This window comes from Pseudomonas sp. NFACC14 (assembly GCF_900106885.1).
Classification (GTDB): Bacteria; Pseudomonadota; Gammaproteobacteria; order Pseudomonadales; family Pseudomonadaceae; genus Aquipseudomonas; species Aquipseudomonas fluorescens_AA.
Map to the genome: position 1 here is coordinate 16,027 of NZ_FNOA01000019.1, position 19,691 is coordinate 35,717.

At 62.4% G+C, this 19,691-nt stretch carries 20 protein-coding genes; 9 read left to right on the plus strand and 11 right to left on the minus strand.

What is annotated here, in order from left to right; translation table 11 throughout:
- Positions 1–162: 162 nt before the first annotated feature.
- A complete protein-coding gene (locus BLU85_RS23090; protein ID WP_092204001.1) occupies positions 163–1,344 on the plus strand; it encodes a CaiB/BaiF CoA transferase family protein in 1,182 nt (393 codons plus the stop codon).
- A gap of 117 nt (positions 1,345–1,461) precedes the next feature.
- Here BLU85_RS23090 and BLU85_RS23095 read toward each other — a convergent pair whose 3' ends face one another.
- Both BLU85_RS23095 and BLU85_RS23100 read right to left on the minus strand, forming a co-directional pair.
- The gene (locus BLU85_RS23095) at positions 1,462–1,956 is read right to left on the minus strand and encodes a SprT family zinc-dependent metalloprotease (protein ID WP_092204003.1); all 495 of its coding nucleotides are present in this window, start codon (positions 1,954–1,956) and stop codon (positions 1,462–1,464) included.
- Between the two features lie 148 nt (positions 1,957–2,104).
- On the minus strand, positions 2,105–2,707 hold the full coding sequence (locus BLU85_RS23100) for a Yip1 family protein (protein WP_092204005.1): 603 nt from the start codon (positions 2,705–2,707) through the stop codon (positions 2,105–2,107).
- A gap of 396 nt (positions 2,708–3,103) precedes the next feature.
- On the opposite strand from BLU85_RS23100, the gene ttcA reads away from it, so the two are divergent.
- Both ttcA and BLU85_RS23110 read left to right on the plus strand, forming a co-directional pair.
- Complete coding sequence (ttcA, locus tag BLU85_RS23105; protein WP_003204698.1) at positions 3,104–3,928, plus strand: tRNA 2-thiocytidine(32) synthetase TtcA; 825 nt, start codon at positions 3,104–3,106, stop codon at positions 3,926–3,928.
- 81 nt (positions 3,929–4,009) lie between these two features.
- Entirely contained in the window at positions 4,010–4,684 is a 675-nt protein-coding gene (locus BLU85_RS23110; RefSeq protein WP_092204007.1) for a DNA-3-methyladenine glycosylase I, read from the plus strand.
- 89 nt (positions 4,685–4,773) lie between these two features.
- Here the strand turns inward: BLU85_RS23110 and BLU85_RS23115 are convergent, their stop codons facing one another.
- From BLU85_RS23115 to arsC, 3 genes are read right to left on the minus strand one after another with little or no spacing between them, the layout of a single operon-like run.
- Positions 4,774–5,199 (minus strand): DUF2069 domain-containing protein, encoded by a 426-nt coding sequence (locus BLU85_RS23115; RefSeq protein ID WP_092169969.1) that lies wholly within the window; start codon positions 5,197–5,199, stop codon positions 4,774–4,776.
- The gene (gene wrbA / locus BLU85_RS23120; protein ID WP_092204009.1) at positions 5,192–5,797 is read right to left on the minus strand and encodes an NAD(P)H:quinone oxidoreductase; all 606 of its coding nucleotides are present in this window, start codon (positions 5,795–5,797) and stop codon (positions 5,192–5,194) included. Before wrbA ends, BLU85_RS23115 begins: the two co-directional genes overlap by 8 nt.
- Complete coding sequence (arsC, locus tag BLU85_RS23125; RefSeq protein WP_092204011.1) at positions 5,794–6,147, minus strand: arsenate reductase (glutaredoxin); 354 nt, start codon at positions 6,145–6,147, stop codon at positions 5,794–5,796. Before arsC ends, wrbA begins: the two co-directional genes overlap by 4 nt.
- A gap of 114 nt (positions 6,148–6,261) precedes the next feature.
- On the opposite strand from arsC, the gene BLU85_RS23130 reads away from it, so the two are divergent.
- On the plus strand, positions 6,262–6,729 hold the full coding sequence (locus tag BLU85_RS23130) for a TlpA disulfide reductase family protein (RefSeq protein WP_092204013.1): 468 nt from the start codon (positions 6,262–6,264) through the stop codon (positions 6,727–6,729).
- Positions 6,730–6,919: 190 nt separating this feature from the next.
- Here BLU85_RS23130 and BLU85_RS23135 read toward each other — a convergent pair whose 3' ends face one another.
- The 4 genes from BLU85_RS23135 to BLU85_RS23150 form a co-directional block, all read right to left on the minus strand.
- Positions 6,920–7,324: an META domain-containing protein gene (locus BLU85_RS23135; RefSeq protein WP_092204015.1), complete on the minus strand. Its 405-nt coding sequence runs from the start codon at positions 7,322–7,324 to the stop codon at positions 6,920–6,922.
- Positions 7,324–7,758, minus strand: coding sequence for a hypothetical protein (locus tag BLU85_RS23140; RefSeq protein WP_092204017.1), 435 nt, complete (start codon positions 7,756–7,758; stop codon positions 7,324–7,326). Before BLU85_RS23140 ends, BLU85_RS23135 begins: the two co-directional genes overlap by 1 nt.
- Before the next feature lie 194 nt (positions 7,759–7,952).
- A complete protein-coding gene (locus BLU85_RS23145) occupies positions 7,953–8,942 on the minus strand; it encodes a 2-hydroxyacid dehydrogenase (RefSeq protein ID WP_092204019.1) in 990 nt (329 codons plus the stop codon).
- Between the two features lie 181 nt (positions 8,943–9,123).
- On the minus strand, positions 9,124–11,874 hold the full coding sequence (locus tag BLU85_RS23150; RefSeq protein WP_092204021.1) for a response regulator: 2,751 nt from the start codon (positions 11,872–11,874) through the stop codon (positions 9,124–9,126).
- Between the two features lie 290 nt (positions 11,875–12,164).
- Between BLU85_RS23150 and cysM the strand changes: the two genes are divergently transcribed.
- The 5 genes from cysM (at position 12,165) to BLU85_RS23175 (ending at position 18,313) form a co-directional block, all read left to right on the plus strand.
- Positions 12,165–13,067 (plus strand): cysteine synthase CysM, encoded by a 903-nt coding sequence (gene cysM, locus BLU85_RS23155; protein WP_092204023.1) that lies wholly within the window; start codon positions 12,165–12,167, stop codon positions 13,065–13,067.
- Entirely contained in the window at positions 13,067–14,437 is a 1,371-nt protein-coding gene (gene rlmD / locus BLU85_RS23160) for a 23S rRNA (uracil(1939)-C(5))-methyltransferase RlmD (RefSeq protein ID WP_092204025.1), read from the plus strand. The genes cysM and rlmD overlap by 1 nt, the downstream gene beginning before the upstream one ends.
- Before the next feature lie 101 nt (positions 14,438–14,538).
- Entirely contained in the window at positions 14,539–16,785 is a 2,247-nt protein-coding gene (gene relA, locus BLU85_RS23165) for a GTP diphosphokinase (protein ID WP_014339754.1), read from the plus strand.
- Between the two features lie 128 nt (positions 16,786–16,913).
- On the plus strand, positions 16,914–17,747 hold the full coding sequence (mazG, locus tag BLU85_RS23170) for a nucleoside triphosphate pyrophosphohydrolase (protein WP_092204027.1): 834 nt from the start codon (positions 16,914–16,916) through the stop codon (positions 17,745–17,747).
- Positions 17,748–17,773: 26 nt separating this feature from the next.
- Positions 17,774–18,313, plus strand: a complete 540-nt coding sequence (locus BLU85_RS23175) for a DUF2058 domain-containing protein (protein ID WP_092204029.1) — start codon at positions 17,774–17,776, stop codon at positions 18,311–18,313.
- A gap of 159 nt (positions 18,314–18,472) precedes the next feature.
- On the opposite strand, the gene BLU85_RS23180 is transcribed toward BLU85_RS23175, so the two are convergent.
- Both BLU85_RS23180 and BLU85_RS23185 read right to left on the minus strand, forming a co-directional pair.
- On the minus strand, positions 18,473–18,667 hold the full coding sequence (locus BLU85_RS23180) for a hypothetical protein (protein WP_092204031.1): 195 nt from the start codon (positions 18,665–18,667) through the stop codon (positions 18,473–18,475).
- 310 nt (positions 18,668–18,977) lie between these two features.
- Positions 18,978–19,691, minus strand: coding sequence for a DUF3108 domain-containing protein (locus BLU85_RS23185; protein ID WP_060741064.1), 714 nt, complete (start codon positions 19,689–19,691; stop codon positions 18,978–18,980).

Below are 19,691 nucleotides of genomic sequence, written 5' to 3' on the forward strand. Positions count from 1 at the left end.
CCTGTATTCGCGAGCAAGCTTTGCTCCCACAGTCCAGTGTCGCTGCAAAGGGTCATTGCGCTTTGAGCGCAATAGTCATTCCAAACTGCAAATCCGGTAATTGCCCCAACGCCAGCCCCTGCCTAGTCTTCAGCCATCGCCCCAGGTTATGGAGATTCACCCATGCAAGGCCCACTGGCATCGCTCAAGGTTCTGGACTTCTCGACCCTGCTGCCTGGCCCGTTCGCCTCGCTGTTGCTGGCGGACATGGGGGCCGAGGTGTTGCGCATCGAGTCGCCGACCCGCCAGGACTTGCTGCGGGTACTGCCGCCCCATGACCAGGGCGTATCGGCCAGCCACGCCTACCTCAACCGCAACAAGCGCAGCCTGGCCCTGGACCTCAAGCAGCCGGAAGCGTTGGGGGTGGTCACGCAGTTGCTGGGGGACTACGACATCCTGCTGGAACAGTTCCGCCCCGGCGTGATGGAGCGGCTGGGCCTGGGATACGAAGCCTTGAAAGCCATCAATCCGCGGCTGATCTACGTGTCGATCACGGGCTACGGCCAGACCGGCCCTTACAAGGACCGCGCCGGCCACGACATCAACTACCTGGCCCTGGCGGGGCTGGCCAGCCACACTGGCCGTGCCGACAGCGGGCCGTTGCCGCTGGGCATTCAGGCGGCGGATATCGCCGGTGGTTCATTGCACGGGGTGATCGGACTGTTGGCGGCGGTCATTGCCCGTCAGCAGACCGGTCAGGGCCAGCACCTGGACGTGAGCATGACTGACTGCGTGTTCAGCCTCAACGCCATGGCTGGTGCCGGTTACCTGGCCTGCGAGGTGGAACCGGGTTGGGAGAATCAGATGCTCAACGGCGGCAGCTTCTACGACTATTACCGCACCCGCGATGGTCGCTGGATGTCGGTGGGCAGCCTGGAACCGGCCTTCATGCAGGCGCTGTGCGAGGCCTTGGGGCGGCCGGAACTGGCGGCCCTGGGGCTGTCGCCCAAGCCTGAGCAGCAACAAGCCCTGAAGCAGGCCTTGCAAACCGAGTTCGAGAAGCATGATTTTGCCGAGCTGTGCGGTTTGTTTGCCGGGATCGATGCCTGTGTCGAGCCGGTGCTGAGCCTGGAGGAAGCTGTCCGGCATCCGCAATTGCAGGCTCGGGAGCTGGTGAAGCAGGTGCCCCGGGGGGATGGTTCGAGCCAGGCGCAAATGGCCTGTCCGTTGCGGTTTTCGGAGGGGCTGCCCGAACCTCGCCATATTGGCGTGGGGCTGGGGGCGCATACGGATCAGGTGTTGGGGGCGTTGGGGTTCAGTGCGCAGCGGATTGCTCAATTGCGTCGCAGTGGGGTGGTTTTGTAGCGCCTGTCAGGCAGTCATCGCGAGCAGGCTCGCTCCCACATTGGATTTATGGCGTTCACTCAATCCCTGTGGGAGCGAGCCTGCTCGCGATGGGGCCAGCCCAAACACCACAAAAATTTACTCCACCCGCGTTTCCCCACTGAATACCAAGGTATTGCGACAGCTGCGGCACAAATACCGCCGCCCCTGGCGCACCAGGCTGTGGCGCTGGGCCGAGAACGGGAAATCGCTGCCATCGCAAGGGCACTTGTAGATGTAGCGGGTCACACTGCGGCGTTTGATTTCGTAGGTGTGGCAACGGTTGGGCGGCAATTCGTACACGCCGCGCATGATCAGTTGCCATTCTTCGCCATGGGGCTGGATGCGGTCGCCAAACAGTTGGTGGGCGATCAGGTGCGCGACTTCGTGGGCGACGGTCTGCTTGAGGAAGTCTTCGGCATTTTCCCGGTACAACTGTGGATTGAAGCGCAGCAGGTTTTCGTGCAAGTGCGCGACACCGGCCTTCTGGCCACGCAATTTGAAGCTGACCACCGGGCGTTTGAAAGGACGTTTGAAAAAGGATTCGGCTTGTTGGTAACACTCTTCGACGCGGGTATTGAGTTGCTCGAGCATGCTTTACGGGTCTCCAGAAGCCCGAGTATGCCGCAAGCGTCGGCCGTTGCGAATCGCCCAGGCGCCCAGTGGTCGTTTCGAACACAGGAAGGCCGCCTTGCGGCGGCCTGTGTCGGCAGATCCTGCTTTTTTATTGGCGGGCATTACTTCAATTGGTATAGACCGGGCCGACGCCCAGCCCCCAGACGATCACCGTGAACGCCATGATGGCCACCAGCACCACCAGGCCGACCGCGAGTACCGAACTGGAAAACAGAAAACCTTCGTCCTGGGGAATGTTCATGAACGTTGGCAGGCCCACATACAACAGGTAGACGGTGTAGCAGATTGCCGCCGTGCCGACGATCATCCCCAGCCACATGTGCGGGTAGAGCGCCGCCAGGCCGCCTATGAACAGAGGTGTCGCGGTGTAGGTGGCGAACGCGACGCAACGGGCCAGGCTCGGATTGGCGTCGTAGGTACGGGCCATCCAGTGGATGAAGGCACCCATTACCGCCACGCCGCCCAACATGGCCAGGTACGACATGATGGTCATCCACAGCGCGCTTTCCTGCGTGAGCATGACCGGTGGACGATTGCCGATGACCCATCCCACCTGCGTGGTGCCGATGAATGCCGATACGGCGGGGATGGCCGCCAGGATCAGCGTGTGGGTGAGGTACATGTGGCTGATGCTTTCCTCCTGATCGCCACGGATGTCTTTCCATTCTTGATCAGGGTGGGTAAAGAGCCCCACGACATGATGGATCATAGTCAGTCACTCCTTTGTTATTGCCATCGCCCCCCAACGGAGCGCCTACACGGGCCAAGGTGGCCAAGTAAGTGAAGGTCTGGATATGTGTGCGACCTTATGTCGCAGTATAGAAAGGAGTTACTCCGAGGGGGATGGAGGGCTTAGAGCAAATCGCGCTGTAGGAAGGTGTATTAATCGCCGATGAGTCTGTGGCGAGGGGATTTATCCCCGTCGGGGCGCGAAGCGCCCCCAATACCATTGACTCCCAGTAGGTCAGCCCTGATGAGGGGGCTGCTGCGCAGCCCAGCGGGGATAAATCCCCTCGCCACAATAGCGTTCGTCATGAGCCTTCGCCGAAGGTGGGTTTTTTGCGTAAAATGCCGGCCTTTCGTCACACCTCACGGATTTCGCGTCATGGGCACTCTTACGGTCAACCAGAACAAACTGCAAAAGCGCCTGCGCCGCCAGGCCGGTGAGGCGGTCGCCGATTTCAACATGATCGAGGACGGCGACAAGGTCATGGTCTGCCTGTCCGGCGGCAAGGACAGCTACACCTTGCTCGATGTGCTGATGCATTTGCAGAAGGTTGCGCCGATCAAGTTCGACATCGTCGCGGTGAACATGGACCAGAAGCAGCCCGGGTTCCCCGAGCATGTGCTGCCGGCCTATCTTGAGTCGCTGGGCGTGGAATACCACATCGTCGAGAAAGACACCTATTCGGTGGTCAAGGAACTGATTCCCGAAGGCAAGACCACCTGTTCGCTGTGCTCGCGCCTGCGGCGTGGAACGCTCTACACCTTTGCCGACGAGATCGGTGCGACCAAGATGGCCCTGGGTCACCATCGCGACGACATCGTCGAGACGTTCTTCCTGAACATGTTCTACAACGGTTCGCTCAAGGCCATGCCACCCAAGCTGCGGGCCGATGACGGGCGCAACGTGGTGATCCGCCCACTGGCCTATTGCAGCGAGAAAGACATCCAGGCCTATTCGGATTTCAAGCAGTTCCCGATCATCCCCTGCAACCTGTGCGGCTCCCAGGAAAACCTGCAACGCCAGGTGGTCAAGGAGATGCTCCAGGAGTGGGAACGCAAGACCCCGGGCCGTACCGAGAGCATTTTCCGTGGCCTGCAGAACGTCATTCCGTCGCAACTGGCGGACCGCAACCTGTTCGACTTCACCAACCTGCGTATCGACGAAAACGCCACGCCGCGGTTCGTCAACGTGGTGAACCTCTGACGGTGCCAACCGCTCTATTCACGGCGCCAGTGGCTATAAGGGCCACTGGCGCCGTTTTCATTTCCGACCCCAGGAGAGGGCATGCGCGATTACAAGTGGCTGCACGAGTATTGTCTGAACCGCTTCGGTTCGGCGGCTGAACTGGAAGCCCACCTGCCGGTTCCCAAGACTCCGGCGCAACTGCGCAAGATCGGCGACGACCGCTACCTCTCGACCATGGCGCTGCGGGTGTTCCGCGCCGGGCTCAAGCACAGCCTGGTAGATGCCAAGTGGCCGGCGTTCGAAGAGGTGTTCTTCAAGTTCGATCCGGAGAAAGTCGTGCTGATGAGCGCCGAGCACCTGGAGCGTTTGATGCAGGACGCGCGGATCATCCGCCACCTGGGCAAACTCAAGAGCGTGCCGCGCAACGCGCAGCTGATATTGGACGTGGCCCATGAAAAGGGCAGCTTTGGCGCACTGGTGGCCGACTGGCCGGTGACCGACATCGTCGGCTTGTGGACCTACCTGAAAAAGCACGGCCATCAGTTGGGCGGCCTGTCGGCGCCGCGCTTCTTGCGGATGATGGGCAAGGACACCTTCGTGCCCAGTTATGACGTGGTGGCCGCGCTCAATGCCCAGGACATCATCGACAAAGTCCCCACCAGCCAGCGGGACCTGGCGACGGTGCAGAATGCCTTCAACCGGTGGCACGAAGAGAGCGGGGGAAGGCCCATGAGCCAGATATCGATGATGCTGGCGTATACCGTGAATCATTGAGACCGCGTTGCGGCCATCGCGAGCAAGCTCGCTCCCACAGGGTGCCATCGAGCCCTTGTGGGAGCGAGCTTGCTCGCGATAGCGATGTATCAGGCGACGGAAATCTCGCCTTCCCCCGCCAACCGCCGGTTCAACTGGAACCGCCAGCGCACATACAGCAGGGCCGAGCAGAACACCGCCACGCTCGCCGCCATTTCCAGTACGCCGAACCATTGCCGGTTCGGGTCATAGGCCGCCAGTGCGCCTTTGATGAAATACAGGTTCACCACGAAGCACATCCACGAATGCCCGCGGGCGCTACCGCTGAGCATGCCGGGCGCGAGTATCAGCAGCGGCACCAGTTCGATCAGCAGAATCACCCAGGGCCGCGCGCCGTGCAGGTCGGCGATCAGCAGGTAATAGGCGCTGAGCAACCCCACCAGGCCGAAAAAGCACAGCAGGCTGAGGACGCGAGCCAGGCGTACGCGCGGTTCCAGCCATTGGATGGAAGGCAGGATCTTCGGCTTCTTAGCCACGGCCGTTCTCCAGCAGCAGGGCGGTTTTCGCCAGGCGCGAACCCAAGGCGCGGCACAGGGCGACTTCATGTTCGTTCAAGCCGCTTTTGCCATCGGCCCCGGCATGATGGCTCGGACCGTAGGGCGTGCCGCCGCCCTGGGTGTCGATCAGGGCCGATTCGCTGTAGGGCAGGCCGGTGATCAGCATGCCGTGGTGCAACAGCGGCAGCATCATCGACAGCAGGGTGGTTTCCTGGCCGCCGTGCAGGCTCGCGGTGGAGGTGAACACCCCGGCCGGTTTGCCCACCAGCGCGCCGGTCAGCCACAGGTTGCTGGTGCCGTCGAGAAAGTACTTGAGTGGCGCGGCCATGTTGCCGAACCGCGTCGGGCTGCCCAAGGCCAGGCCGGCGCAATGTTTCAGGTCATCGAGGCTGGCGTAGAGTGGGCCTTGCTCGGGGATGTCCGGGGCCACCGCCTCGCACTCGGCGGAAATCGCCGGCACCGTACGCAGCCTGGCTTCCAGTCCGGCCTGTTCGACACCCCGGGCGATTTGCCGGGCCATCTCGTTGGTGGAGCCGCTGCGGCTGTAATACAGCACCAGGATGTACGGCGTGGTCACGGCAGGATCTCCAGAATCTTCTCCGGCGGCCGGCCGATCACGGCCTTTTCACCGGCTTCCAGAATCGGCCGTTCCATGAGTTTCGGGTGGGTGGCGATGGCCGCGATCAACTGGGCCTGGCTCAGGTTTTCGTCGGCCAGGTTCAGCGCTTTGTATTCATCCTCGCCGGTGCGCAGCAATTGCCGGGCGGTGATGCCCAGCTTGCCCAGCAGGCGTTCCAGTTGCGCGGCGTCGAGCGGGGTTTCCAGGTAACGGACCACGGTGGGCGTCAGGCCGCGGGCCTCCAACAGTTCCAGCGCACCGCGGGATTTCGAGCAGCGCGGGTTGTGATAAAGCGTCAGATCGGTCATGAGCGGGTCGCATCTTGCGTAAGGTGGCGGCTATTCTACTGTGCCGCGAAGTCCCTAGCACCTTAGAGAGGCGACGGGTCGTTGCAGCGTTCACATTCAGACAAGGATTGGTACATGACAAGGCGATTGATAGCGGCACTGACATTCATGGGCATCCTGTTGCTCGCCGGTTGCGGAAACGACTACGGAGTGGACCAGAACGGCCAGGCCATCGACTCGCAGCGGCTGGACAAACAATGGCTGGTGCTCAACTACTGGGCGGAATGGTGTGCGCCGTGCCGCACCGAAATCCCGGAATTCAATGCCTTGGCCGAACAGCTCAAGGGGCGCAACGTCGGTGTGTTCGGGGTCAACTTCGATCAGGTGCAGGGCGAAGAGCTCAAGAGCGCCAGCGACAAGATGGGTATTCGCTTCACGGTGCTGGCCCGGGATCCGGCCGAGATTTTCGACCTGCCTCGCAGTGAAGGCTTGCCGGTGACCTACATCATCGATAACCGGGGCAAGGTGCGCGAGCAGTTGCTGGGGGAGCAGACGGCGGCGGGGGTAATGGCCAAGCTTGAGGCGTTGCAGGCGTTCAAATAGCCCCCGTTATGGCAGGCGGGATACCTTGTGGCGAGGGGATTTATCCCCGCCGGGCTGCGCAGCAGCCCCCTGCGTCCCGTCTGACAAACCACGGTAGCAAGTGGATCTGGGGCCGCTTCGCGACCCAGCGGGGATAAATCCCCTCGCCACAGGGGGCCCATGCCGGATTCGGGATCTTCCCTTGGAGGCCTCAGCCTTCTTCCAGCCACCACCGCAGCGGCTTGCCCTGGGCCGGCCAGAAGCGCAGTTGGTCGATGGGCGAGATGTCCCAGCGTTCGACCTTCTCCAGGGCCTGCAAGAAGCGCGTCTCCTGCTCCATCAGCGCCGGGGCGCAGAGCTTGCGGGTGCTGCCGATCTTGCCGAAGCTCAAACGATGGCCTTCCAGGGTGTAGGGCGCGAACCAGTGGTTGCAGCCGCCGTTGCCGTAGGCTCGACCGTCATCCCCAAGGGTGATGGTCAGGTGGCTGTAGTCCATCAATGGCCGTTCGCCGATCCATTCCAGGATATAGCTGCGGTTGTGTTGCAACTGCACAGGTTCAGCGGCGCACCCCATCAGGCTCATGCCGATCGACGCGGACAGGGCCAAACGTTTCATCAGGCGGCTTCCTGGCATGTCGGGCACAGGTGTTTTTCACCCACGGTGGTCCAGCCCAGCTCGGCGATCCGTGCGCTGGCGGCCGGTTTCTCGGCCTTGACGCCGAGTTTGGCATCGACGGCGAACTCGAAGCTCAGTGTCTTGGCGCAACCGTCGCAGTTGACCTGCCAGGTATGGATCGCCAGTTCGCCGAACACCGGACCGGTGGTCATGGCGGTCCATTGGCCCATGGGTTTGAGCAGGTGCCGCACGGTGTCCACGGTCAGTCGCATGGACAAATCCTTGCTGCCCTTGAGCGTGACGAGCAGTACATCGTTGGCCTGGATCGAACCGCCATTGCCGGTGACCTGGTAGCGGCCCGGCGCCAGGGCGCGGACTTCGGTCAGGGTGTGCTGCGGGTTCATCAGGGTGTAGCGAAAATCGTGTTCGGCCATGGGTCCTCCAAATAGGCGCGACATGCTAGCACGGGCCATGGCTTGGGATGGTCAACCACGAATCTTGCCGACGAAACTCCACTTCCTGTGGGAGCGAGCTTGCTCGCGATGGCGACGGATCAGTCTGCTCGAATGTCGACTGACAGACCGCTATCGCGAGCAAGCTCGCTCCCACAGGGGGGGGTGGTTCTGGTCTAGCGGTCCACCAGGTTTTTCGGCGTGCCGGCCGCCCAGGCCGCGATGTTATCCAGGGTGGTCATGGCAATCGCCGCCAAGGCTTCATGGGTGAGGAAGGCCTGGTGGGCGGTGATCACCACGTTGGGGAAGGTCAGCAGGCGTGCCAGCACATCGTCTTGCAAGGGCTGGTCGGAGCGGTCCTTGAAGAACAGTTCGGCCTCTTCTTCATAGACATCCAACCCCAAATAGCCCAATTGGCCGCTCTTCAGCGCCTCGATCAGGGCCGGTGTATCCACCAGGCCACCGCGTCCGGTGTTGATCAACATGGCGCCGCGTTGCATCGACGCCAGGGATTGGGCGTTGATCAGGTGGCGGCTCTGTTCGTTCAACGGGCAGTGCAGGCTGATGATCTGCGCTTGCGCCAGCAGTTCATCCAAGGGCAGGTAGCGCGCGCCCAAGGCTTGCACCTGAGGATTGGGGTACGGGTCGTAAGCCAGTAGCTGACAGCCGAAACCGGCCATGATCCGCGCGAACGTCGCGCCGATCTGCCCGGTGCCGATCACCCCGACGGTCTTGCCCACCAGGTCGAACCCGGTCAAGCCATGGAGGCTGAAATTGCCGTCCCGGGTGCGATTGTAGGCGCGGTGCAGGCAGCGATTGAGGGCCATGATCAACGCCACGGCATGTTCGGCCACGGCGTGGGGCGAGTAGGCCGGTACCCGGACGATGCTCAAGCCCAGACGCTTGGCGGCGGGCAGGTCGACGTGGTTGTAGCCTGCCGAACGCAGGGCGATCAGCCGCGTGCCGCCCGCGGCCAGCCGTTCCAGCACCGGGGCGCTCAGGTCATCGTTGATGAACGCGCAGACCACTTCATGCCGTTCGGCCAGGGCCACGGTGTCCAGGTTCAGGCGGGCGGGCTGGAACTGCAACTCGAGGCCGGCGGGCGCCGGGGCTTTGATGAAGCTGTCACGGTCGTAGGTCTGGCTGCTGAAAAGAATCGCGCGCATGGTGGCCTCCTGGCAGAAAAATGAACCTGTAGGAGCCGCCGAGCGGAGCGAGGCTGCGATCTTTCGCTTGCGACTCAAGCGTCAGGGGCAAGATCGCAGCCTCGCTTCGCTCGGCAGCTCCTACAGTCGGGGTCGGAGCGTGGATTTTCAGCGATTCCGATTTCCAGGGTATTGCCCTGGGTCAGGCGCTGATACGCGCCTCGCTGGCCAGGCGATTGATCGCACGCTCCAGGTCTTCCAGGGCCGCAGCGGCTTTCGGGTCCTGCTGCTTGAGCAGGGTTTCGCTGCGCTGGCAGGCTGCCCGCAACTGCGGTACGCCACAGTAGCGGGTGGCGCCGTGCAGGCGGTGGACCCGTTCGATCAGGGCGTTGTGATCGTTGGCCTCGCTGGCCTGGCGGATCGCTTCGCGGTCGGCTTCCAGGGATGCGAGCAGCATCGCCAGCATGTCCGCTGCCAGATCGGCCTTGCCAGCGGCCAGGCGCAAGCCTTCTTCATGATCGAGCACCAGCAGTTCGCTACCCCCCTGGGCATCGCTGTTGCGCTCCGGCGACTGGTTGCGCAGGGCCAGGCCGGTCCATTTGAGCACCACCTGGGCCAGTTGCCGTTCGCTGATGGGCTTGGTCAGGTAGTCGTCCATGCCGCTTTGCAGCAGCGCGCGTTTTTCGTTGGCCATGGCGTGGGCGGTGAGAGCGACGATGGGCAGCGGCGTGCAGTGCCGCTCGCTTTCCCACTGGCGGATCGCCTCGGTGCTCTGGCGACCGTCCATGCCGGGCATCTGCACGTCCATCAGCACCAGGTCGAAGGTTTCCTTCTGCACGGCCTTGACCGCCGCGTAGCCGCTTTCCACCGCCAGCACCTTGGCGCCCATGTCTTCGAGCAGGGTTTGCACCAGCAGCAGGTTGGCCGGGTTGTCGTCCACGCACAGCACTTTCGGGGCACGGCTGGAAACCGGCTCACTGGGTTCGCTGCGGGGCGGGCGCGGGTTGACCAGGTCGGACAGCGCGCGGCGCAACTTACGGGTGCAGGCCGGCTTGGCCTGCAACTGACTGTGGGGGTTGGGCACCGAGAGGTGGTACAGGGTTTGTTCGGTGGTGGGGCACAGCACGAGCACTTTGCAGCCCAAGTGCTCGAGGTCCCAGATGTGCTGGTTGAGGCGCTCCGGCGGCATGTCGTTGCTGGTGATGCCCAGCACGGCCAGATCGATCGCCTGGTCGGTCTGGTGGGCGACGGTGATGCCGTTGGTCAGGCTCTCCAGGGTGTTGAACGGCGTCACTTGCAGGCCGCAGTCTTCGAGCTGGTGCTGCAAGGCCTGGCGGGCCAGTTCGTGGTTCTCCAGCACCGCCACGCGCCGGCCCAGCAACGGCGGGCCCGGGAGGTCTTCGGCATCGTCACGGGTCTTGGGCAGGCGCAGGCTGATCCAGAACTCCGAGCCTTCGCCCGGTGTGCTGTCGACGCCGATCTCGCCACCCATCTGCTCCACCAGGCGTTTGGAGATCACCAGGCCCAGGCCGGTACCACCCGGTTGCCGGGACAGCGAGTTGTCGGCCTGGCTGAATGCCTGGAACAGCGCCCGCACGTCCTGGTTGGACAGGCCGATACCGGTGTCCTGGATGCTGATGCGCAACTGCACGCTGTCTTCGTGCTCGTCTTCGAGCATGGCCCGGGCGACGATGGTGCCCTCGCGGGTGAACTTGATCGCGTTGCTCACCAGGTTGGTGAGGATCTGCTTGAGGCGCAGCGGATCGCCCACCAGCGACAGCGGTGTGTCCCGGTAGACCAGGCTCACCAGTTCCAACTGCTTGGCGTGGGCGGCCGGGGCGAGGATGGTCAGGGTGTCTTGCAGCAGGTCCCGCAGGTTGAACGGAATGCTGTCGAGCACCAGCTTGCCGGCCTCGATCTTCGAAAAGTCGAGGATCTCGTTGATGATCCCCAGCAGGCTGTCGGCGGATTTCTCGATGGTGCCCAGGTAATCGAGCTGGCGCGGGGTCAGTTCGCTTTTTTGCAACAGGTGGGTAAACCCGAGGATGCCGTTGAGCGGTGTGCGGATTTCATGGCTCATGTTCGCCAGGAACTCGGACTTGATCCGGCTCGCTTCCAGGGCTTCCTTGCGGGCCAGGTCCAGCTCGATGTTCTGGATCTCGATGGTTTCCAGGTTCTGGCGCACGTCTTCGGTGGCCTGGTCGATGCTGTGCTGCAATTCTTCCTGGGCATTCTGCAAGGTACTGGCCATGCGATTGATGCCCGAGGCCAGTTCATCCAGCTCCTGGCTGCCCAGCGGTGGCAGGCGGGTTTCCAGGTGACCGTCCTTGAGTTGCGCCACGGCTTGCTTGATCTGGCTCAGCGGGCGGTTGATCGTGCGGCCCATGCGCAGGGCCAGCAGCGCGGTCAGGCACAGGCCCGCGGCGATCAGCAGCAGGCTGGCGAACAGGCTGCGATAGCCGCGCAGCAACATGCCGCTGTGGGACAACTCCAGCTCGACCCAGCCCAGCAGGCGGTCGGCTTCTTCGGGAATCAGTTCGCCCGCCAGGTTGCGGTGCTTGCCGAATACCGGCAGCAAGTAGCGCGTGGCGTCGTTGCCGGTGCGTTGCAGCAGCTGTGCACTGTTGCCCTCCGGTGCCCGGTTGAGCATGGTCGGGCCGGCGTGGGCCAACGGCGCGCGGTCGGGGGCGAGAAAAGTCACGGCGCGTACGTCCGTTTCCTCGAGGGACTGGGTGGCGATGCGCTCCAGCAGATCGGTGTCCTGGCGGCTCATGGCCGGGGCGACCAGCGGGGCCAGTTGCTCGGCGATCATCTCGCCACGTTGCAGCAACTGGGCGTGCAGGTCCGATTGCTGCATCCAGGTGAAATAACCGCCCAGGACCAGCGCCATCAGGCTGGTCGGCAACAGGGTCAGCAACAGCACGCGGCCTTTGATTCCCAGTTTCTTGAGCACACTTGTCTCCTGCATCCAGCGGTCTGATCGAACTTGCACGCATCCAGCGTGCAATACCTGCGCAGTGTAGCGATTTGCGTGCGGGCAATCTTCGTAAAATTCATGCCGCTGTTCTGAATCTTCGCCCGCTCAAGCTTTGGGGCCGCTTCGCAGCCCAACGAGAGCAAGTTCCCCTCGCCACGGGCCCGTACTTATTCCCATAAGCCATAACCACCACACTTTGCGTGATATGGCCGCGCCAGGTTTGCCGGTATGATAGGCGCCCCCGCAGTCCGGATTGCGAATACGCCATGACTTTGCAGTACCCCACCATCGCCGATTGCGTCGGCAACACCCCGCTGGTCCGCTTGCAGCGCTTGCCCGGCGAGACCACTAATACGCTTTTGCTCAAGCTCGAAGGGAATAACCCGGCGGGTTCGGTCAAGGACCGGCCGGCGCTGTCGATGATCACCCGTGGCGAGTTGCGCGGACAGATCCGGCCTGGCGATACGCTGATCGAGGCGACTTCCGGCAACACCGGTATCGCCTTGGCGATGGCGGCGGCGATCAAGGGCTACAAGATGATCCTGATCATGCCCGACAACTCCAGTGCCGAGCGCAAGGCGGCGATGACCGCCTATGGCGCCGAGTTGATCCTGGTGACCCAGGAGCAGGGCATGGAGGGTGCCCGGGACCTGGCCGAGCGCATGCAGGCCGAGGGGCGCGGCAAGGTGCTGGATCAGTTCGCCAACGGCGACAATCCCGAGGCCCACTACACCACCACCGGCCCTGAGATCTGGCGCCAGACCGACGGCACCATCACCCATTTCGTCAGCTCGATGGGTACCACCGGTACCATCATGGGCACCTCGCGCTATCTGAAAGAACAGAACCCGAACGTGCAGATCATCGGCCTGCAACCGATGGAAGGCTCGGCCATTCCCGGCATCCGCCGCTGGCCCGAAGAGTATCTGCCGAAGATTTACCAGGCCGAGCGCGTGGACCGGATCATCGACATGGCCCAGAGCGAAGCCGAGGACGTGACCCGTCGCCTGGCGCGTGAGGAGGGCATCTTCTGCGGCGTGTCTTCGGGCGGTGCCGTGGCGGGGATGCTGCGCCTGTCCAAGGAAGTGGAAAATGCGGTGATCGTGGCGATCATCTGTGACCGTGGCGACCGTTACCTGTCGACCGGCATTTTCGACGCGCCCAACTGATGGCCAAGCATGAAAGAGGCTTGCGCTTCCAGCCCAGCGGCGGAAGCCGGGCCCCGCAAGTGCCCACCGGTAAAAAGCAGCGCCTGACCATCGAGCGCCTGGCCAACGATGGCCGGGGCATTGCGTTCGTCGATGGCCGGACCTGGTTCGTCATCGGCGCCCTGGCCGGCGAAGAGGTCGAGGCGCGGGTGCACGGTGCCCACGGCAAAGTGGTCGAGGCGCGTACCGAGCGCGTGTTCCTGTCCAGTGACCTGCGTCGCGCAGCGCCGTGTATCCATGCCGGTCGTTGCGGCGGTTGCAGCGTCCAACATTTGCCCCACGACGAACAACTCGCCCTGAAACAGCGCATGCTCGCCGAGCAGCTGTCGCGGGTGGCCGGGGTCGAGCCGGATGAATGGGCCGCGCCATTGAGCGGGCCTGAGTTCGGTTATCGGCGTCGCGCCCGCGTGGCGGTGCGCTGGGATCAGAAGGCGAAAAAACTCGAAGTGGGGTTCCGTGCCGTCGGCAGCCAGGACATCGTCGCCATTGGCGATTGTCCGGTGCTGGTACAGCCCTTGCAGTCGATCATGAGTCGCCTGCCGGAGATGCTTCGACGCCTGGGCAAGCCCCAGGCGCTGGGCCATGTGGAATTGTTCGCCGGCTCGTCCCTTGCGGTATTGCTGCGCCACATGGCGCCGCTGTCGGAGGCCGACTTGACCATACTCAAGGATTTCTGCGCGTTTCATGCAGCCCAGTTGTGGTTGCACGGTGAAGGTGAGCCACAACCGGTCGAGCCCGGACAGGCCCTGGGCTTTCGCCTGGATGCCTGGGATCTTGAGCTGGCGTACCGGCCCGGGGATTTCATCCAGGTGAACGCCGGGGTCAACGAGGCGATGATCGCCCAGGCCCTGCAATGGCTGGCGCCGCGTTCCGAGGAGCGGGTGCTGGACCTGTTCTGCGGCCTGGGCAATTTTGCCTTGCCGCTGGCCAAAAGCGTGCGCCAGGTGGTGGCCGTGGAAGGCGTGCAAACCATGGTGGACCGTGCGGCGGCCAATGCCGTCAGCAACAATTTGAATAACACTGCCTTTTTTCAGGCCGATTTATCCCTGCCTCTGGCGGATGCCGAATGGATCGGCGAAGGCTTTTCTGCGGTACTCTTGGACCCACCCCGTGACGGTGCTTTCGAGGTGGTGCGCAAGCTGTCGTCCCTGGGGGCCAAACGGTTGGTTTATGTATCGTGCAACCCGGCAACTTTGGCCCGGGATACGGTCGAACTGATCAAGCAGGGCTACCGGTTAAAACGTGCCGGGATTCTCGATATGTTTCCTCAAACGGCGCATGTCGAGGCCATGGCGTTATTTGAAGCGAGCCAGGATGGCTTGTCCGACTGACCCGTTCGTGCCAACCCGCCACAGCCCTGGGCGGAAACACGGGCAGCGAAGGTCAGCGAAGTTGACGCATTGAATCTGCGTCGTAGGGAAGGTAAGCAAAGATGGTACAGGTGAGAGCACACCAGCCGATCAACACCGACGGCAGTATCAATCTCGAGGCTTGGCTCGATCATGCGGTCAGCGTCGACATGGCACTGGATCGCGAAGCCTTGAAGGCCGCCTGCGAGTTCGCTCGCGAGGCGGAGCAGCAACACAACGCGGCGAAGAACCTGTGGTCCGAAGGCACCTCGAGTTTCCAGACGGGCCTGGAGATCGCTGAAATTCTCGCTGACCTCAAGCTCGACCAGGACTCCCTGGTGGCGGCGGTGCTGTACCGCGGCGTGCGCGAAGGGCAGATCCAGCTACCGGTGGTCAGCCAGCGCTTCGGCACCGTGGTGGCCAAGCTGATCGACGGCGTGCTGCGCATGGCCGCTATCAGTGCCAGCCTCAGCCCGCGCCAATCCATGGTGCTGGGTACCCAGGGCCAGGTGGAGAACCTGCGCAAGATGCTGGTGGCGATGGTCGACGACGTGCGCGTCGCGCTGATCAAGCTGGCCGAGCGCACCTGCGCGATCCGTGCCGTGAAGTCCGCCGATGACGAAAAGCGCAATCGCGTCGCCCGGGAGGTGTTCGACATCTATGCACCCCTGGCCCACCGTCTCGGCATCGGTCACATCAAGTGGGAGCTGGAGGACCTGTCCTTCCGCTACCTGGAGCCCGACCAATACAAGCAGATCGCCAAGCTGTTGCATGAGCGGCGCCTGGATCGCGAGCGCTTCATCACCGATGTGATGACCCAGTTGCGCGAAGAGTTGCAGGCCACCGGCGTGGAAGCCGACATCAGTGGCCGGGCCAAGCACATCTACTCGATCTGGCGAAAAATGCAGCGCAAGGGCCTGGAATTCAGCCAGATCTACGACGTTCGCGCCGTTCGTGTGCTGGTCCCGGAAATGCGCGACTGCTACACCGCGCTGGGGATCGTCCACACCTTGTGGCGGCACATTCCGAAGGAGTTCGACGACTACATCGCCAACCCCAAGGAAAACGGCTACCGCTCGTTGCACACGGCGGTGATCGGCCCCGAGGGCAAGGTGCTGGAAGTGCAGATCCGCACCCACGCCATGCACGAGGAAGCCGAGCTGGGGGTCTGTGCCCACTGGAAATACAAGGGCACCGACGTCAAGTCCGGGTCCAACCACTACGAAGAGAAAATTTCCTGGCTGCGCCAGGTGCTCGAGTGGCATGAGGAACTGGGTGACATCGGCGGCCTGGCCGAACAGCTGCGCGTCGACATCGAACCTGACCGGGTCTATATCTTCACCCCCGACGGCCACGCGATCGACCTGCCCAAGGGCGCGACACCGCTGGACTTCGCCTACCGGGTCCACACCGAGATCGGCCACAACTGCCGTGGCGCCAAGATCAACGGGCGGATCGTGCCGCTCAACTACAGCCTGCAGACCGGTGAGCAGGTCGAAATCATCACCAGCAAGCACGGTACGCCGAGCCGCGACTGGCTGAACCCGAATCTGGGCTACATCACCACATCCCGGGCGCGGGCGAAAATCGTCCACTGGTTCAAGCTGCAGGCCCGCGACCAGAACGTCGCCGCCGGCAAGACCCTGCTCGAGCGTGAGCTCGGGCGCCTGGGGCTGCCGCAGGTGGACTTCGACAAACTGGCCGAAAAAGCCAACATGAAAACCGCCGAGGACATGTTCGCCGCCCTCGGTGCCGGCGACCTGCGCCTGGCGCAGTTGGTCAACCTGGCCCAGCAACTGGTGGAGCCGGAGCGTGGCAACGAGCAACTGGAGCTGATCCCGCGCAAGGCCACCGGTTACAAGCCGGGCAAGCGCGGCGATATCCAGATCCAGGGCGTGGGCAACCTGATGACCCAGATGGCCGGCTGCTGCCAGCCATTGCCGGGGGATGCGATCGTCGGCTACATCACCCAGGGCCGCGGCGTGAGCATTCACCGTCAGGACTGTGCCTCGGTGCTGCAACTGGCCGGTCGCGAGCCGGAGCGGATCATCCAGGTCAGTTGGGGCCCGGTGCCGGTGCTCACTTACCCGGTGGACATCGTCATCCGCGCCTACGACCGATCCGGTCTGCTGCGTGACGTGTCCCAGGTGTTGCTGAACGAGCGGATCAACGTGCTGGCGGTCAATACCCGTTCGAACAAGGAAGACAACACCGCGCTGATGTCCCTGACCATCGAGATTCCGGGGCTGGATGCGCTGGGGCGGTTGCTGGGGCGGATCTCCCAGTTGCCGAACATCATCGAGACCCGGCGTAACCGGACGCCAGGTTAAGCGCAGTCCAAAAATGTGGGAGCGAGCTCGCTCGCGATAGCGGTCTATCAGTGACAGAGAGGTTGACTGGTGTTCCGTCATCGCGAGCAAGCTCGCTCCCACAGGGCTTTTTGTGATGGGATGGATTGATGTACAGCCTTGAAGACCTGCTCCACCTGATGAACCGCCTGCGGGATCCGCAGTACGGCTGCCCGTGGGACATCAAGCAAACCTACGCCACCATCGTTCCTCATACGCTTGAAGAAGCCTACGAGGTGGCTGATGCCATCGAGCGCGGCGATTTCGATCACCTGCAGGGCGAGTTGGGCGACCTGTTGTTCCAAGTGGTGTACTACAGCCAGTTGGCCCGGGAAGAGAACCGCTTCGAATTCGCCGGCGTGGTCGACAGCATCACCCGCAAGCTGATCCGTCGTCATCCCCATGTGTTTCCTACCGGTGACCTTTATGCCCCGGTGGACATCCCGCGCCTGAGTGAAGAACAGGTCAAGCATCGCTGGGAAGAGATCAAGGCTGAGGAACGGGCCGAGAAAGCCTTGGCGCCCGAGCAATTGTCGCTGCTCGATGATGTGCCGGGGGCGCTGCCGGCGTTGTCCCGTTCGGCGAAGCTGCAAAAGCGTGCCGGGCAGGTCGGTTTCGACTGGCCAGGCCCGTTGCCGGTGCTCGACAAGGTCCGGGAGGAACTGGACGAAGTGCTCGAAGCCATGGCTGACAACGATCCGGTGGCCATCAGCGACGAGATCGGCGATCTGCTGTTCAGCGTGGTGAACCTGGCTCGCCACCTCAAGGTCGACCCGGAAACCGCGCTGCGCGACGCCAACGGGAAGTTCGAGCGACGGTTCCGATTTATCGAACAGGCATTGCGCGATACCCACCGTCCCATGGAAGATTGCACCCTCGAAGAGTTGGACGCCTTGTGGGGCGAAGCCAAACGTCAGGAAAAGAATTTGCCCAGCTGTGGCTGAGGCCGTTGCCTAAGTGAGTAAGCACCATGAGCCTTTCCCTTCGCGACCAGTTGCTCAAAGCAGGGCTGGTCAACCAAAAGCAGGCCAAGCAGGTCGGCAAAGAGAAACAGAAGCAGCAGCGCCTGGCCCACAAAGGCCAGATCGAACTGGATGATTCCCAGCAACGCGCCGCCCAGGAAGCCATGGCCGAAAAGGTCAAGCGCGACCAGGAACTCAACCGGCAGCAGCAGGAAAAGGTCGAGCAGAAGGCCCGGGCCGCGCAGATCAAGCAATTGATCGAAGTCTCGCGCCTGCCGAAGCTGAACACCGAGGATTATTACAACTTCGTCGACGACAAGAAGGTCAAGCGCATCTCGGTCAATACGCTGATGCGCAACAAGTTGAGCAGTGGCTCCCTGGCGATCGTCCACCATGCCGGCGGCTACGAAGTGATCCCGCGCGAGGCAGCCCTGAAGATCCAGGAGCGCGACCCCAAGCGCATCGTCCAGCTCAATACCCAGACCGAAGAAGTGGATGCCGATGATCCGTACGCGGCGTATCAGATTCCTGATGATTTGATGTGGTAAGCCTGGCGCAATGCCAATGAGCTAAACACAAAACCTGTGGAAGCCGAGCTTGTGTGGGAGCCGAGCTTGCTCGCGATGGCGGCGTGTCAGTCAGTACATTACCTGGCTGGTATACCGCCATCGCGAGCAAGCTCGGCTCCCACAGGGGCTATGGTGTTCTTACGATCCCGCCGCCTCATCCGAGCGCTGCCGTTCCTGGCACTCCAGCTCGTCTTTATAGCGGTTGGCATCCGTCTCGGAATGGAACATCCCCACCAGCAGATCCTGCTGACGCACATCCCAGATCCGGATCCCGGCAGCAATGGCTTCGTGGGACATGTGGGCATCATCGCGTTCATTTACTTTCACTGTCATCTTGCTAACTCCAATCTCTGTCATCTGCAGCAAGGCGTGTGCAGGACTTTGTTATAGATTTTGATAGCGTGCTAAGTAAATGCCCCGGTTCGTTAAGAAGTTTTCATGGAAAGCGCAACAATCCTGCAGGCCAGGTGATGCGCGGCATTCGGTCGCAGGTGTTGTTCATGAAGAAGATTTCATGTTGCAGGGGGCATCCTCCATGAACACAAACCCTGTGGGAGCGAGCCCGCCAGGGAATGTAGGCATTCAAGAAAGTTTGGGCAAAAAGAAGCCCCGCAGGTGCGGGGCTTCTTGATATCAGTATGGATCAGCTGCCTTTCACAGCCTTGCCGTTGACCGTGCCGTCCTGGAGCATGATGTTGTACTCCTTGCCGTCGGTCTCGACCTGTTGCAGGCGCACCAGCAGGTAATCCCAGTCCTTGGCGAACCAAAGCACGGTGATGCGCTTGCTTTGTGTCGGGTCGCGCACGCGCTCGACCTTGATCGCATCGATCTGTCCGGCCTTGGTGTCGACTTTCTCCGAGCCCAGGACACGGAAGTCATAGGTATCGACTTCGCCATCATCCACGACCTGATAGCTCATGCTTTTCTTGCCAGCCGCCACGTCATGCTGCAAGGCCAACTGGTAAGTGGATTTATCGACCATGCCACGGTTGAGCGGCAGCTTGACCGCGTCACCGCGATCGGTGCCGGTGACCATCTTGGTGTTCCAGTCGAAGTCCAGGTCGGCCTTCTTGGCCTTGCCCAGGCCACCCCGTTCAAAGTGGTAGGACTGTGGCAGCAGGGTGTCCTTGTCCAGAGTCAGGGTGCTTTCTTCGGTCAGGCTGGCGATCATCATCGAAGCCTTGAAGCTCAGCTTCCAGGTGCCGTTGGCCTCCTTGGTCAGGTTGCGCTCGGCAGTGCCGCTCATGGGCAACTGTTTCCAGTCGGCGGTGTAGCTGGCGGAGAACGGTTGAAGTTCTGCGGCCTGTGCCAGGGGCAAGGCAAGCAGAGCGCAAGCGAAGAGCAGGGCGCGACGCAT

What these genes read in the sequence shown, in the direction of transcription:
- cysM (WP_092204023.1), top strand. Translation starts at nt 12,165, where the DNA reads ATGACTTTGCAGTACCCCACCATCGCCGATTGCGTCGGCAACACCCCG.
- BLU85_RS23185 (WP_060741064.1), bottom strand. Translation starts at nt 19,691, where the DNA reads ATGCGTCGCGCCCTGCTCTTCGCTTGCGCTCTGCTTGCCTTGCCCCTG.
- relA (WP_014339754.1), top strand. Translation starts at nt 14,539, where the DNA reads ATGGTACAGGTGAGAGCACACCAGCCGATCAACACCGACGGCAGTATC.
- BLU85_RS23180 (WP_092204031.1), bottom strand. Translation starts at nt 18,667, where the DNA reads ATGACAGTGAAAGTAAATGAACGCGATGATGCCCACATGTCCCACGAA.
- BLU85_RS23175 (WP_092204029.1), top strand. Translation starts at nt 17,774, where the DNA reads ATGAGCCTTTCCCTTCGCGACCAGTTGCTCAAAGCAGGGCTGGTCAAC.
- mazG (WP_092204027.1), top strand. Translation starts at nt 16,914, where the DNA reads ATGTACAGCCTTGAAGACCTGCTCCACCTGATGAACCGCCTGCGGGAT.
- arsC (WP_092204011.1), bottom strand. Translation starts at nt 6,147, where the DNA reads ATGACCGATCTGACGCTTTATCACAACCCGCGCTGCTCGAAATCCCGC.
- BLU85_RS23135 (WP_092204015.1), bottom strand. Translation starts at nt 7,324, where the DNA reads ATGAAACGTTTGGCCCTGTCCGCGTCGATCGGCATGAGCCTGATGGGG.
- rlmD (WP_092204025.1), top strand. Translation starts at nt 13,067, where the DNA reads ATGGCCAAGCATGAAAGAGGCTTGCGCTTCCAGCCCAGCGGCGGAAGC.
- BLU85_RS23090 (WP_092204001.1), top strand. Translation starts at nt 163, where the DNA reads ATGCAAGGCCCACTGGCATCGCTCAAGGTTCTGGACTTCTCGACCCTG.
- BLU85_RS23140 (WP_092204017.1), bottom strand. Translation starts at nt 7,758, where the DNA reads ATGGCCGAACACGATTTTCGCTACACCCTGATGAACCCGCAGCACACC.
- BLU85_RS23100 (WP_092204005.1), bottom strand. Translation starts at nt 2,707, where the DNA reads ATGATCCATCATGTCGTGGGGCTCTTTACCCACCCTGATCAAGAATGG.
- BLU85_RS23130 (WP_092204013.1), top strand. Translation starts at nt 6,262, where the DNA reads ATGACAAGGCGATTGATAGCGGCACTGACATTCATGGGCATCCTGTTG.
- ttcA (WP_003204698.1), top strand. Translation starts at nt 3,104, where the DNA reads ATGGGCACTCTTACGGTCAACCAGAACAAACTGCAAAAGCGCCTGCGC.
- BLU85_RS23095 (WP_092204003.1), bottom strand. Translation starts at nt 1,956, where the DNA reads ATGCTCGAGCAACTCAATACCCGCGTCGAAGAGTGTTACCAACAAGCC.
- BLU85_RS23145 (WP_092204019.1), bottom strand. Translation starts at nt 8,942, where the DNA reads ATGCGCGCGATTCTTTTCAGCAGCCAGACCTACGACCGTGACAGCTTC.
- BLU85_RS23110 (WP_092204007.1), top strand. Translation starts at nt 4,010, where the DNA reads ATGCGCGATTACAAGTGGCTGCACGAGTATTGTCTGAACCGCTTCGGT.